This is a genomic window from Nocardiopsis coralliicola (assembly GCF_054779695.1).
Genome location: NZ_BAAGXT010000060.1, coordinates 18,625 through 31,476 on the forward strand (window position 1 = coordinate 18,625; position 12,852 = coordinate 31,476).

Below are 12,852 nucleotides of genomic sequence, written 5' to 3' on the forward strand. Positions count from 1 at the left end.
TGCTGCGGCTCCGGCGGGACCCGCCTGCGGTTCAGTGCTCCTGGCCCGCCAGGGCAGCGAAGAGCCCGCCGGCGATCAGGGCGAAGGCCCACACGCGGTCCATCGTCACCTGGCGCAGCCGGAGCGCGTGCACCCCGACGAAGTCGTAGGCGAGCAGCGCCAGCACGCCGGTCGCGGCGACCATCGCGGCGGTGTGCACCGCAGTGGCGGCGAGCCCGGCCAGGGTGGCGTCGGCCAGCGTCCAGCCCGCTTCGGGCAGGTGCGGCGGCCCGGCGTGCGGGGCGCCGGCGGCGCTGCCCTGGCCGGCGCCGGCGCCGTCGGCGGGCGTACCGTGCCCGTGGCCCGCGCCGTGCTGTACGCCGGCGCCGGCCGGCCCGAAGTCGCCGGCCAGCACCGGCAGCACCATCAGCCCGGCACCGTGCAGCGAGGCCATGAAGAACGACCACACGCCCAGCTGCGGCAGCGACATGCGCACGTCGGCCAGGTGGAAGTGGGCCCGGCGCAGCAGCAGCCACAGCCCCGCCGCGACCAGCAGCGCGCCGCCGGCCACCCCGAACCAGTGCGAGGCCGCCAGCGACCCGGTGGCGGTGACCGCCACGGCCACGCAGGCGATCGCTGCCGCGTGCCCCAGTGCAAGCGCTGGAAGCGCCTTGAGCAGTGCGGCGCGGCCGCCCTCCTGGAGGCCGCGCGCGGTTGCCGGGAGCCACCCCATGCCGGGGTTGGCGCCGTGGAAGAGGCCGAGCCCGACCAGGGCCCACAGCTGGGCGGCGGTCATCTGGTTCCGCTCCGTCCCCGCCCCGGGCGCGTGCCGGCCCCGGGAACTCCGTGCTGCCGGTATCCGCTGCCGCTCAGCGCCGTTCCGGTGCGCGCCGGGCCGCCCACTGAGCGTCACATGCGTCCGGGGCTGCGGCAACGGAGCGCGGTGGCCGGTCCCGGACAGCGCCGCCGCCCGGGGCGGGCTGCAGCGTGTGCGGGGCCACTCGTGCCGGCACGGAATATGTCCGGTTCCCGCCCCGCTGTCTCCTGGTGGCGGAGGTTTCCGCGGGGAGTGCCGTGCGCCCTGCCCTCCGCCCGGCCGGCCCGCCGGCCGACCCGCGACGCAGAAGGCGAGGCGACTCGTGCGGACTCCCCCGAACCCTCCGGCGGACTCTTCCGGGACCGGGGCGCCGCCCCGCGGGGCGGACCGGGCCGCTGCACCGCCTGGGACCGGGGCGGACGTGGACGATGCGGGGTTCCGCGCCGTGCTGGGCCGGCACGCGGCCGGCGTGGTCGTGGTCACCGCGCCCGGCGACCCGCACCCGGCCGGCATCACCGCCACCTCGTTCACCAGCGTCAGCCTGCGCCCGCCGCTGGTCTCCTTCTACATCGACGCGCGCTCGGCCAGCTGGCCGGTGATCCGCGACGCTCCGGCGTTCGCGGTGAACCTGCTGGCGGAGGGCCAGCGCGACGTGGCCGCGCGGTTCGCCACCCGCGGCGTCGACCGGTTCGCGCCGCCCACCCGCTGGCAGCCGGGCCCCGAGGGCGCCCCGCTGCTCGCCGGCGCCTCCGGCCACGTCGTCTGCAGCCCGCACATGACGGTCATGGTCGGCGACCACTGGCTGGTCGTCGGCCGCGTCACTGCGGCGCCGCCGCCGGATGACCCTGCGTCCCGCCCGCTCCTCTACCACCGCGGCGGCTACGGCGCCCTCGGCGGCTGAGGCCGGCAGCGGCGGAGCGGGGCCCGCCGCTGCCGCCCGCCGCGGCCGCCGCAGCGGGCAGCGGGAAAAGCCGCCGGGCACGGCCTCCGGGTCACGCGCCGTAGGAGATCTCCACGCGCCGGTTCTTCGCGCGGGCGGCCGGGAGGTCCTCGCCCTCGGAACCGGTCTCCTCGGCCAGTGGCTCGTCGGCCCCGACCCCCTCGGTCTCGATCTCCGGGCCGTCCGCGCCGAGCTCCTCCTCCAGGACCGCGCCGACCGCCTCCGCGCGCTCCTGCGATAGCGTCCGGTTGTAGGCGTCGTCGCCGATCCCGTCGGAGTGGCCGGTCACCTGCACCGTTCCGGTCACCCCGGACAGGTCGGCTGCGGCGTCGGCGATGGTTCCGCGGGCCGTGTCGGTCAGCTCCGCCTCGTCGAAGGCGAACAGGACGTCAGCGGACAGGGTCAGCGTCGTCGTACCGCCCTCGTTCTCCTCCACCTCCAGCTCCTCGACCGAATCGGCCGGATCGATGCCGGCCACGAATGCGGCCGGGTCGATGGCGGTGACCGAGGCGGCCAGCGAGTCGGGGTCCGGGCGGCCGGGGTCGCCGTGGGGGCGGGCCCCCTCGGCGTGCGCCGCGGCGGGGGCGAGGAGTGCGGCGGCCGCCGCGCAGGAGAGCAGGGCAGTGCCGGTGCGTACGGCTGCCATCTACTCGCCTTCCTGTTCGACCGGAACGTTCAGGATCGGCGGGAAGCCGTAGAAGTAGACGTCCACCGCGGTCATCTCGTCGCGGGGCGCCGCGAAGTAGGCGGTGAACGTGGTGGCCTCGTCATAGGGCAGCGGGGAGCCCCAGTCCGGTTCGAGTGTGGTGCCGTCCTCGTCGGAGACCGAGTTGTAGCGCTTCAGGTGGGCCATGTCGACCAGGGCGATGTTGCCGCCGTCCCCGCCTCCGAGAACGTCGTAGATCTCGGGGTCCTCTGCCGCGTCCGACCCCGGGGTCTCCGGGGTGACGGTGTAGTCCATCTGCAGCAGCTCGCCGCGCGGCTTCACCGCATTCACCTCGAAGGTGACCGAGCCTTCCCGGTCGGCGTAGGGGAAGGTGCCTTCGGCCACGGCCTCCCCGGCCTCCACCGGGCCGGTGCCGGGGCCGTCTCCGGGGGGAGTCGCCGCCGTCGTCCTCGCCGCCACCGCCGGAGCAGGCCGACAGCAGCAGGGCGAGGGCGGCCAGGCCTGCCGCGCCTGTGGCGCGGGACCGGTTCCCAGTGGGCTGAGCGGGCATCGTCTTCTCCTCTGCTCGGGGTACTGGCCGTCCGGCGTGCCGAGGCGGGGCGGCGACTCCGCCCTCCGCGTCAGCCGGTGCTCTCGAACGCGACTTCGACCCGCCGGTTCTCGGCGCGGGCATCGGGGATGTCGGAGCCGTCGGAGTCGGTCTCCTCGGCGAGGGGCTCGTCGGCGCCGCGGCCCTCGGTCTCCATCTCCGGTGCGCCCTGCCCCATCTCGTCGGCCAGGGCATCGGCGACTGCGGCGGCGCGCTCCTCGGAGAGCTTCTGGTTGTAGGTGTCCGCGCCGATGCCGTCGCTGTGGCCGACGACGGTGACGGTGCCCTCCGCACCCGCGAGCTGCTCGGCGAGGTCGGCGAGGACCGATGCGGCCGCGCCGTCCAGCTCCGCCTCGTCGAAGGCGAACAGGACGTCGGCGGCGATGGTGACGGTGGTGGTGGAGCCCTCGATCTCCTCCGACTGCATCGGCTCGACGGAGCCGGACGGATCCATGCCGACGATGAAGGGGGACGTGTCGCCGATCGGCACGATGAAGCCGTCGAAGGGGCCGGTGGCGTTCTCCGGGTCGCCCATCAGGGCCGCTTCGTCGCCGGCGGCGGCCGGGGGCGCTGCCAGCAGCACTCCGGCGGCGAGCGCCGCCACTGCGGCGGTGCGCCCGCTGCGCCACCCGGGCGCCGCGCTCACGAGTCGTCCTCGCTGTCGCTCTCGGCGGCGCCGGTGACCGGGACGTCCATGATCGGCTGCTGGCCGTAGGGGTGGAGGTCGAGCTCGGTGACGCCGTCGCGCGGCGCGGCGAAGTAGGCGCTGAACGAGTGCTGCTGGCCCAGCGCGAGGCTCTGGTTGGGCTCCGGCTGGAGCTTGCGGCCGCCGTCGTCCTCGACGATGAAGTACCGCTCCAGGTTCTCGGCGTCGACCAGGGTGAACTGCTAACCGGTGATGGAGAAGCCGAAGAGCCCCCAGACCGACTCGGTCTCGGTCCCGTCCTCCGGAACGGCCGGGGTGAGGGTGTAGTCGAGCCGCATCAGGTCGCCCTGCACGCTCAGCGCGTTGACCGCGAATTCGGCCGCGCCCTCGTACTCGGCGTAGGAGAGCTCCGTCTCGGCGACCACCTCGCCGGTGGGGGCGGACGGCGACTTCTCGTCCTCGCCGGCCTTGTCCTCCCGGCCGGTGCCTCCGCCGCCCGAGCAGCCTGCCAGCAGCAGTGCCGCGGCCGCTGCGCCGGCCGCGGAGCGGAGCGGCAGGCGGGCGGCGGCTGGAAGGGCGGATGCGGGGGATCGCATGGGACGTCAACCTCCGGGTCCGTGGTCAGGGGCGGCTCCGGACCAGCAGCAGCAGCGCTGCTGCCGGCGGGCGGAGCTGCTGGCAATGACGCGCCCCGTAGTCGCACGGTTCCCCGAAGCAGCCCCGGCCGCCCGCGCTGGCCGGATCCGGACGGCGGCGGGGCGGAGGGGAGACCGAACACGAGCGGGGCGCCCGGCCGTGCCGGGCGCCCCGCTCAGGGGCCGGGCCGCTCCGGTGCGGCGGCCCGGTGCGGTGTCAGGGGCAGATGGTGTCGAGCGATGTGGCGCTCTCGCCAACCTGGCGACCCGGCGTGGTGGGGGAGGGCTCGGGCAGGCCGGTGTAGTCCTGCCACTCCGTGGAGCCCTCGCCGTCGGGCTCCGCGCCCGTGCCGCCGTCGCCGCCCTCGCCCCCGGCCTGGTCCTCGGGCGCCGAGGGAGCGCTGCCGCTCGGCTCCGGCTGCGGGCCGGCCGTGTCGTCGCGGCGCCCCTCCTGGTCGGCGACCGCGTCGTCGACCAGCCGTCGGATCTCCTTGAAGTCCGGGTAGGCCGGGTCCACCTGCGGCGGCGACAGCTGCAGCGACTTCATCTCGCCGTCGGTCGACACGGCGTCGGCCAGCTCGATGAAGGCGGGCAGCTTGTTCTGCGGGATGTCGGTCTTCAGCGTGCGCTTCGCCGCGCCGGCCAGCTCCTGGAAGCTGGACAGCACCGTCGTCGGGTCGGCCTGCTCCGCCACGTACTTCACCAGGCAGCCCTGCCGGCCCATCCGCGCGTAGTCGTCGCTGTTGACCCGGCTGCGGCCGTACCAGAGCGCCTGGTTGCCGTCGAGGTGCTGGTCGCCCGCCTCCAGCACGTCGCCCTGCATGCCGTAGGGGATCGGCTCGTCGATGTGGACGTCGATGCCGCCGATGGCGTCGATGACGCCCTCGAAGCCCTTCATGTCCACCAGCGCGTAGTACTCGGGCTCCATGCCGGTGATGTGCCCGACGACGCCCTTGAGGGTGTCGGCGGCGGGGTCGGCCGCATCGGGGTTGTCCGCCAGCCGCTCCGGGTCGTCGGCGACCGTCTGGTAGACCTCGTTCAGGATCAGGTCGAACCCGCCCGGCGGCGGATAGGCCTCGGCCAGCTTGCTGCCCTCGGGGAACTGCACGTCCTCGAGGTTGCGCGGCAGGCCGATCAGCACCACGTCGCCGTGCTCGACGTCGATGCTGGCGAGCATCATGGTGTCGGTGCGCATGCCGTAGCGGTTGCTGCCGGAGTCGCCGCCGACGAGCAGCACCTCCACCCGGTCCCGCCCGTTCCACGGGTCGGCGGCGTCGTGCGGCTCGTCGTCGACGGCGCCCCCGCCGCCGAACACCGAGCTCAGCGCGTCGTAGGCGGTGTAGGACGTGTGCATCACCGCGCCCGCGGGCGCCGCGATGCCCAGGCACAGCAGCACGACCAGCGTCCCGCCGGCGAACCGTGCGGCGCCGCTGCCCGGCCGGGGGCGGGTGATCGACCAGGAGTGCGCGACCACGGTCATCCAGAGCACCGCCAGCAGGAACGCCGCGGCGCCGACGGTGGCCAGCCACTGCGCCTGCACCGCCATCCGGGCGCCGCGCGCGAGGTCGCCGGCGAGCAGCACGGCGATCAGGACCGCCACGGCGAGCAGCGAGAGGTAGCTCACCATGATGACCGCGCCCGCGGCGCGGCGCCCGCTGCGCAGGTGCGCGATGCCGGGGAGGACGACCGACGCCGCAGTGAGGCCCAGAGCGCGGCGGGTGCTCTTCGGCGCGCCGGTGTCCGCTGCGGCGCTTTCCGCGGCGCTGTCCGGGGTAGGGCCGTCGCCGTCCTCCGGCTGCTGCTCCCCTGCCTTCGCCATCGGGGTCCCTTCTGTGAAGCCCGTCTGCCCGTCCACCCGCGTCTGACCGAATTCGGACCGGTCATGGTTCCACTAAGGGTCAGGCCGAATTTCGCGTTGTTCCGTTCGGTGCCGCACCGTGCTGCCCCGCCCCTTCCGGAGCGGCACACGCGGCGCCGGAACCCTTCCGTTTTCTTCCGCATGGGACCGCACTCATGCAGGACACCAGTGTCTCGCTTTGCCGGAGTTGTTCGTACGGGGCCACGCCCAGCGGGTCCGCCTCACTGCTGTCCGACATGTCGCGAGGAGGAATCGTTTGGCGGAACCCGGGGCCGACTGTGGCCGAAGGCGGTCTTGTTTCTTTCGTTCTCCCTCGTCGAGGAACGCCGCAACTGCCATGATCTGGCCGCAGGAGGGGGCGGCACCCCGGGGGGAAGGGGGCCGTCGCTGAGACGAAAGGCGAATCATCGTGCTCGATACGGTCGATGCTGCGCTCATGCGCGCATTGCAGGGGGACGGACGGGCGACCTATCAGGCGCTTGCGGACGGGGTCGGGCTCTCGCGCACCGCAGTGCGGGCCCGGGTGCGGCGGCTGGCGGCGCTGGGAGCGATCCGGATCGTGGGGGTCCTGCACGCGGGGGTCCTCGGCAGGGAGGTGCTCGGCCACGTGACGTTCACCGTGTCCGGGCCGGTCGCGCCGCTGCTCGCGGCCGTCAAGGAGCGGGAGTCGGTGGCGTTCGCCGCGCAGACCGCCGGCCGCTTCCCCGCGGTCGCCCAGGTGCGGGTCCGCGACGACGCGGCGCTCGCCGCAGAGGTCGCCGAGCTGCGCGCGCTGCCCGGCGTGGTCGGCGCCGAGGTCTTCCGCGCCGGAGCGGTGGTCAAGGACGCCAACAGCGCCGTGCAGGAGCTGCGCGACATCGCGGTCGACCCGCTCGACTGGCGCCTCGTGCGCCACCTGCAGCGCGACGGCCGCGCCTCGTACGCGGAGCTGGCGCGCAGCGTCGGACTGTCCCAGGCGGCCGCGCGTTCGCGGGTGGTGCGGCTGATCGAGGCGGGCGTCGTGCACGTCACCGCGGTGGTGGAGCCGTCGGTGGTCGGCGCTGACGAGCGGCTCGGCTTCGGCGTGCGCTGCCGCGGTGCGGCCGGGGCGGTCGCCGCACGGGTGGCCGCGGTGCCCGGGGTGGCGTTCCTGGCCACCGGTTTCGGCCGGTACGACCTCATCGGCGAGGCGGTGGGGCCGGACCGGGCCGCGATCGTCGAGGCGGTCGAGGCCATCCGGGGATGCGCCGACGTGGGGGTGCTGGAGACGTGGGAGCATCTGCGGGTGGCCAAGGAACGACTGCGCGGGGACGGCGGGCGGCTGCCCGTGCCGGCCGAGGAGAAGGAGGCCGCCGCGTGAGCGGAGCGCCCCCGGCCGGGGCGGCCCCTCCCGCGGGAGCGGAGCCGCCGGCCGCGGCGCCGGTTCCGGGCGCCGCGCTGCGGCTGCGCGGCAGGGAGTTCGGGCCCGGCTCGGCGGCGGTGATGGCCGTCGTCAACCGCACCCCCGACTCCTTCTACGACCGGGGCGCCACCTTCGCCTTCGACGCGGCGCTGCGCGCAGCCGCCGACGCGGTCGCGGCCGGCGCCGACATCGTCGATGTGGGCGGCGTCAAGGCGGGCTACGGCGCCGAAGTCGGCGCGGACGAGGAGACCGAGCGCACCGCGCCGTTCGTCGCCGCGCTGCGCGAGCGCGACCCGCACACCGTGATCTCGGTCGACACCTGGCGCGCGCCGGTCGCCGAAGCCTGCCTCGCCGCAGGGGCCGACCTGGTCAACGACACCTGGTCGGGCGCCGACCCGGACCTGGCCCGGGTCGCCGCCGAGCACGGCGCCGGCCTGGTGTGCAGCCACAGCGGCGGCCTCGGGCCGCGTACCGACCCGCACCGGGTGGCCTACGCCGACGTCCTGGGCGACGTGCTGGACACCGTCACCCGGCTGGCCGAGCGCGCCGAGTCGCTCGGGGTGCCCGCCGAGCGCATCCTGGTGGACCCCACCCACGACTTCGGCAAGAACACCTACCACTCGCTGGAGCTCACCCGGCGGCTCGACACGATGGCCCGGACCCGCTGGCCGGTGCTGGTGGCCGTCTCCAACAAGGACTTCATCGGCGAGGCGCTGGACCGCCCGGTGGGCGGCCGGCACGCCGGCACGCTCGCGGTGCTCGCCGTGTCGGCCTGGCAGGGCGCCCGGGTGTTCCGGGTGCACGACGCCGGCGCCGCCCGGGCGGCCCTGGACGCCGTGGCCGCTGCCGCCCCCTGACGCGGGGCCCGCGCGGCGCACACCGCCGGTCCGGCCGACCGCTGCCTGCGCCGCCGCGGGCCCGGGAAGCGCAGGCAGCGGCCGGCGGGGAGCGCGCCCTACCGCTGGTGCGGGCGCTCCCAGGGGGTACTGAGCGCTCACTGCGCACGGTCCGGGCGCGGGGCCGGGGAGCCGCCGCCGCAATCTGTAACCGGCGGTAACATTTGCAGAGTTTTCCGGCGCCCGCGGCTTGCATTGCCAGGAAGTTACCGGTGAGTATGAAGGGGGGCGGCCTCCGCGCGCTGTGCGGCCGGCGCCCGCTCCGGCGTGCATCAATGGGAGGCTGACGTGGCGCTAGCGGACACCCTGACGGCGGTCGGTACTGCTGCCCTGAGCAGGAGCGGCGCCCGTCCGCTCGGTGCCCACCTGTTCGCCGTCCAGCCCGGCCTGCCCTTCGCCGCCACCGTCCTCCCGGTCCGCTGCGCCCCCGGCGACAACCTTGCGCTGCACGCCGCCGTCGCGCAGGCAGCGCCCGGAACGGCGCTCGTGGTGGACACCGCAGGTGCGCCGGAATACGGCTACGTCGACGAGATCATCGCCGTCGCCGCCCGGGTGCGCGGGCTCGCCGGCATCGTGGTGGACGGCTGTGTCAGCGACATCGCGGGTATCGCGCGCGCGGGGCTGCCGGTCGTCGGCGCCGGCGTGGCGCTGCGCGCCCCCGGGCACGAGGCGGGCGGATCCATCGGCGAGGACCTGCTGCTGGAGAACGCCGGCGCAGTCCCGGTCCCGGTGCGCCGGGGGGACTGGGTGGCCGCCGACGACGACGGGGCCGTCTGCCTGCCCCGCGGCAAGGCCGCCGACATCGTGGCCGGTGCGCTGCGCGGCGCGCGGACGGAGCAGGAGATCGTCGACGCCCTGTGCGGCGGCGCCACCACCATCGACCTCCTCCGCCTCGATCCCACCCGCGTCGCCGGCTGGGGCGGCGCCCGCGGCCCCGCCGCGGAACCCGCGGCCCGCGAGGCCTGAGCCGCCCGTCCTCCCGGATCCTGCCGCTGGCCGCCTGGAGGGCAGGCGGTGCGGGCGGGTGGTGCGGGCGGGTGCGGGAGCGTGCGGCCGGACGGTGCGGCCGGGTGCCGGCGGGCTCTCCTGGCCGCCGGCCGCGGGCAGGCGGCGGCAGTACAGCGGGCGCCGTGCCGAGGCGGAGCGGCGCGGCTGCTGGCGGAGCGCTCCAGCCGGTTCGAGGGCGGGCGCGGGGTGCGCGGGCCTCGCCGGGCGCCGGCGGGCAGGTGCGGGGCGCGGGGGGCCACCCCGCCCGGAAGCGGGGAGGAGGCGTGCTTTCGGAGGCCCGATCGTGCGATGCGGGCCCCCGAAAACGCGTCCCCTGGGGCCGGGGTCAGTCCTCGGCGCGGGAGAGCAGGTCGTCCAGGTAGCAGGCGGCCTCTTGGAGGGCCAGCTCCGGATCGCGGTCGCGGATGGCCTCGCAGAGCCGGTCGTGGTCGAGCTGCTCCGGCGTGGGGTGGACCGACTCGGCGATGCTGCCGTAGACCACCGTGGAGATGTCGTCGTAGAGCTCGATCAGCAGCGGGTTGTGCGTCGCCTGGACCACCGCCAGGTGGAACGTGAAATCGGCCTCCACGAACGCGGGGACGTCGCCGTCCCGCCAGGCCTCCCCGCGCAGCGTGAGCGTGCGGTCCAGAGCGGCCAGGTCGGCATCGGTGCGGCGGACCGCGGCCAGCCGCGCCGCCTCGATCTCCAGTGCGCGGCGCACCTCCAGGTTCTCCCGGGTGCGCGATCGCTCCAGGCGCCGGCGCAGCGCGCCGCCGAGCTCGCTGGAGGCGCGCACGAACGTGCCGGCGCCCTGCCGGATCTCCAGCAGGCCGGCGTGGGCGAGGGCGCGGACGGCCTCGCGGACCGTGTTCCGTCCGACCTCCAGCTGCTCAGACAGCTCCGACTCGGTGGGGATGCGGTCGCCGACCCCCCACTCGCCGGAGTCGATCTGTGCTCTGAGCTGGCCGATGACCTGGTCCACCAGTCCGGTGCGGCGCGTCGAGGCGAGGGGCACGCGGGAACCTCCTAGATGAGCCGGAGCCGGGGGGGCGGCATCCGGATCGGGTGACGGTTAGGCCGGAGCTTAGACCAGCTTGTGCGCAGAATAGGCTCACCCGGCGAATGAGTTACCCTGTCGATGTTGATCCCGTCATCCTATGTATGGAGTGTGCGTGTCTGCATCCCCCCGCCCCGACGGCGCGCCGCGCCCGTCCGGACGCCGCGGAGCCGCAGCGCTGATCGTCCTCGGCGTCGCGCTCGCCGCGGTCAACCTGCGGACCGCCATCACCAGCGTCGGACCGGTCCTCGGCGAGCTCTCCGGCGGGCTGGGCATGTCCAGTGTGCTCGCCGGGGTCCTGACCACGCTCCCGGTGCTCTGCTTCGCCGCCTTCGGCCTGGCGACGCCCGCCCTGGTGCGCCGCTTCGGCGAGCACCATGTGCTCGCCGCCGCACTGCTGTGCATCGCCGCCGGCCTCGCACTGCGCCCGCTCGTCGGCGACCCGTGGTCGTTCCTGGCGCTGAGCGCGCTGGCCCTGTCCGGCGGCGCCGTGGGCAACGTGCTGCTGCCGACACTGGTCAAGACGCACTTCCCGCACCGGATCGGCGCCGTCACCACGCTCTACACCACCTTCCTCGCGATCGGCACCACGATGGCGGCCGCGGGCACGGTCCCGATGCTGCAGGCCACCGGGAGCTGGCGGATCGCGATCGGCTTCTACGCCGTGTTCGGCGTCGTCGCGGCAGTGCCGTGGCTGCTCCTGCTGCGCGCCGAGCCGCCCCGGACGCCGCGCTCCGCGGCGCTGTCCCTGCGCGCCGTCATGCGCACCGGCATGGGCTGGCAGTCGGTGCTCTTCTTCGGCACCCAGTGCACCGTGGCCTACATCATGTTCGGCTGGTACGCCGAGATGCTCCGCGACGAGGGCATGACGGCCGCGGGCGCCGGACTGGCGCTGTCGGTGCTGACCGCGCTGGCCGTGCCCACCTCGCTGGTGCTGCCCGGGCTCATGGCGCGCTCCCGCGACCACCGCGGCTTCGTGGCCTTCTTCTACGCCTGCTACGTGGTCGGCCTCACCGGCCTGTGGATCGCCCCGGTCGCCGGGGTATGGCTGTGGACCGTGTTCATCGGCCTCGGCATGGGCACCTTCACGCTGGCCTTGACCTTCTTCGCGGTGCGCACCCGCACCGCGGCGGGGACCGCCGCCATGTCGGCCGCCAGCCAGAGCCTCGGCTACCTGATGGGCGGCCTCGGCCCGTTCCTCTTCGGCCTGCTGCACGACGCGACCGGGGGCTGGCACGCGCCGCTGGCGATGGTCGCCGTGCTCACCACCGCCAACGCGGCTGTGGGCCTGCTTCTGGCGCGCCCCCGCTTCCTGGAGGACGCCCCGTCCCTCGTCCGCGCCAGCGGCGGAGCCGGTGCAGATCCGGCGGCGGCCGCCCGGGAGGCGGCTGCCGAGGGCGCCGGAGGAGCGGACGCGGACGAGGCGGCGGCTGCCTCCGGGGTCAGCCCGGAAGCCAGTCGACCTTCCCGATGAGCAGCACCGAACCGGCGAAGGCCACGATGTCGATCAGCGAGTGCGCGACGACGAGCGGCATCACCCGGCTGTAGCGACGGTAGAACCAGCAGAACACGACGCCCATCACGAGGTTGCCGAAGAACATGCCCACCCCCTGGTAGAGGTGGTAGAAGGCGCGCAGGACCGCGGAGGCCATGATGATGCGCACCGGCGACCAGCCCATCTGGCCCAGGCGCAGCATCAGGTAGCCGACCACGATCACCTCCTCCAGTACGCCGTTCTTCACCGCCTGCAGGATGAGCACCGGGTACTGCCACCAGTGCGCCTCCAGGCTGCTCGGCGCCACGGTCACGGTCAGCCCGAGCCCCCAGGACACCAGGTAGACGACCAGGCCGCCGGCGCCGATCCCGGCGGCCAGCAGCGCGCCGGTGCCCAGGTCCCAGCCGGGCCGGCGCAGGTCGAAGCCGATCGTGGCGGCCGACTCGCGGGTGCGGTGCAGCAGGTGCAGCACCAGGGCCACCGGCGCGAGCGCGAACACCAGCGACGTCGCCTGGCGGGCGAAGTCGAGCCACGGCCGGTCGGCCTCCGCGCGGGGGGTGACCAGGTTCGCCGTCTGGTCGGCGAGCCCGCCGGGCGCGGTCAGCGCGCCGGTGAAGGAGATGACGGCCGACACCGCCGCGGCACCCAGCGACAGCGCGAGGACCCAGAGCACCTCCTGGCCGAGCAGCCTCCGGGTCGGCGCCGCCGCCTCCGGCAGCGCGGGAGCGCCGGCCGCGGTCCGGCCGGGGCCGGGCGGTGCAGCGGGCTCGGCGGGGTCGGGGAGCGGGGAGTGCGGCTCGGACATGGCGCCGATCATCGCATGCCGGTCCGGGACCGGGCGCACCGCCGCGGGCCGGTCGGCGCACCGCAGCGCGGGTGCTGGGGCCGCCGCGCGGCCGCGAGGG

The 12,852-nt window shown here is 75.2% G+C and carries 13 protein-coding genes; 5 read left to right on the forward strand and 8 right to left on the reverse strand.

The features are described from left to right. Positions 1–31 precede the first annotated feature (31 nt). The gene (locus ACYVGT_RS25950) at positions 32–775 is read right to left on the reverse strand and encodes a cell wall anchor protein (RefSeq protein ID WP_460863034.1); all 744 of its coding nucleotides are present in this window, start codon (positions 773–775) and stop codon (positions 32–34) included. 442 nt (positions 776–1,217) lie between these two features. Between ACYVGT_RS25950 and ACYVGT_RS25955 the strand changes: the two genes are divergently transcribed. After that, a complete protein-coding gene (locus ACYVGT_RS25955) occupies positions 1,218–1,697 on the forward strand; it encodes a flavin reductase family protein (protein WP_460863035.1) in 480 nt (159 codons plus the stop codon). Between the two features lie 91 nt (positions 1,698–1,788). Here ACYVGT_RS25955 and ACYVGT_RS25960 read toward each other — a convergent pair whose 3' ends face one another. The 5 genes from ACYVGT_RS25960 to ACYVGT_RS25980 form a co-directional block, all read right to left on the reverse strand. Then, positions 1,789–2,382: an OmpA family protein gene (locus tag ACYVGT_RS25960; RefSeq protein WP_460863036.1), complete on the reverse strand. Its 594-nt coding sequence runs from the start codon at positions 2,380–2,382 to the stop codon at positions 1,789–1,791. Then, positions 2,383–2,862: a hypothetical protein gene (locus ACYVGT_RS25965; protein ID WP_460863037.1), complete on the reverse strand. Its 480-nt coding sequence runs from the start codon at positions 2,860–2,862 to the stop codon at positions 2,383–2,385. A gap of 161 nt (positions 2,863–3,023) precedes the next feature. Then, entirely contained in the window at positions 3,024–3,638 is a 615-nt protein-coding gene (locus ACYVGT_RS25970; protein WP_460863038.1) for an OmpA family protein, read from the reverse strand. A 242-nt stretch (positions 3,639–3,880) separates the two neighbouring features. Beyond that, positions 3,881–4,234 carry a hypothetical protein gene (locus ACYVGT_RS25975; RefSeq protein ID WP_460863039.1) on the reverse strand — a complete coding sequence of 118 codons (354 nt, stop codon included), beginning with the start codon at positions 4,232–4,234 and terminating at the stop codon, positions 3,881–3,883. Between the two features lie 256 nt (positions 4,235–4,490). Beyond that, positions 4,491–6,092, reverse strand: coding sequence for an LCP family protein (locus tag ACYVGT_RS25980; protein ID WP_460863040.1), 1,602 nt, complete (start codon positions 6,090–6,092; stop codon positions 4,491–4,493). A 448-nt stretch (positions 6,093–6,540) separates the two neighbouring features. Between ACYVGT_RS25980 and ACYVGT_RS25985 the strand changes: the two genes are divergently transcribed. From ACYVGT_RS25985 to ACYVGT_RS25995, 3 genes are all read left to right on the forward strand, one after another. Beyond that, complete coding sequence (locus tag ACYVGT_RS25985; RefSeq protein ID WP_460863041.1) at positions 6,541–7,470, forward strand: Lrp/AsnC family transcriptional regulator; 930 nt, start codon at positions 6,541–6,543, stop codon at positions 7,468–7,470. A gap of 122 nt (positions 7,471–7,592) precedes the next feature. After that, positions 7,593–8,369, forward strand: coding sequence for a dihydropteroate synthase (folP, locus tag ACYVGT_RS25990; RefSeq protein ID WP_460863045.1), 777 nt, complete (start codon positions 7,593–7,595; stop codon positions 8,367–8,369). A gap of 327 nt (positions 8,370–8,696) precedes the next feature. After that, positions 8,697–9,374: an RraA family protein gene (locus ACYVGT_RS25995; RefSeq protein ID WP_460863042.1), complete on the forward strand. Its 678-nt coding sequence runs from the start codon at positions 8,697–8,699 to the stop codon at positions 9,372–9,374. A gap of 367 nt (positions 9,375–9,741) precedes the next feature. Here ACYVGT_RS25995 and ACYVGT_RS26000 read toward each other — a convergent pair whose 3' ends face one another. Continuing rightward, positions 9,742–10,410, reverse strand: a complete 669-nt coding sequence (locus ACYVGT_RS26000; RefSeq protein ID WP_460863043.1) for a FadR/GntR family transcriptional regulator — start codon at positions 10,408–10,410, stop codon at positions 9,742–9,744. Between the two features lie 142 nt (positions 10,411–10,552). On the opposite strand from ACYVGT_RS26000, the gene ACYVGT_RS26005 reads away from it, so the two are divergent. Continuing rightward, positions 10,553–11,926, forward strand: a complete 1,374-nt coding sequence (locus tag ACYVGT_RS26005) for an MFS transporter (RefSeq protein ID WP_460863044.1) — start codon at positions 10,553–10,555, stop codon at positions 11,924–11,926. Here ACYVGT_RS26005 and ACYVGT_RS26010 read toward each other — a convergent pair. Continuing rightward, positions 11,895–12,764 carry a CPBP family intramembrane glutamic endopeptidase gene (locus ACYVGT_RS26010; RefSeq protein WP_460863046.1) on the reverse strand — a complete coding sequence of 290 codons (870 nt, stop codon included), beginning with the start codon at positions 12,762–12,764 and terminating at the stop codon, positions 11,895–11,897. The genes ACYVGT_RS26005 and ACYVGT_RS26010 overlap by 32 nt on opposite strands. Positions 12,765–12,852 lie beyond the last annotated feature (88 nt).